Raw genomic sequence first — 451 nt, 5'->3', positions numbered from 1 at the left:
GATGGGCGAGATACTCACCATTGGCCCGCACCCATCTGTTGATTGTCTGCGTGCCATTGTTGGTATCAATGGCGTAGCTTAAGGCGTTGTCGCGATAGTAAAAGTTGGTTTTCTTGCCATCAGAAAGTGTCTGACTACTAAGCTTGTCAAACGCATCATAAGCATAGGTTAGTGTATTCGTAGCATCCTGCACTTTTATTAATCGCCCGAGGCCGTCATACGACAGTTGCCTGCCCGCTTCGTCTTTTACCATGCGCCCACAGTTGTCATATTCGAGTGCAATGTCTGCAACGGAACTGTCGCTGCAATGCACGCTCAGCAACTGCGCGTTGTCAGTAGTGCTGAAGCCGTATGTAAACTGCTTTGTGCTGCCATCGGCATAGGTGTTCTGTGCCTGGGTGATGTTGCTGAACGCATCATAGGTGAACACCTGATCAGTGAGAGGGAAGCC

At 49.9% G+C, this 451-nt stretch carries 1 protein-coding gene; it reads right to left on the bottom strand.

Annotated elements, in window-relative coordinates; translation table 11 throughout:
• The coding region (locus tag ABE527_RS21665; RefSeq protein WP_499698265.1) for a hypothetical protein at positions 1-451 on the bottom strand (451 nt) is incomplete at both ends.

The organism is Brucella sp. TWI432 (genome assembly GCF_039674445.1).
GTDB classification, from domain to species: Bacteria; Pseudomonadota; Alphaproteobacteria; order Rhizobiales; family Rhizobiaceae; genus Brucella; species Brucella chromiisoli.
The sequence above is the reverse complement of the archived record's forward strand: the minus strand, read 5'-3'. Positions and strand labels throughout refer to the sequence as shown.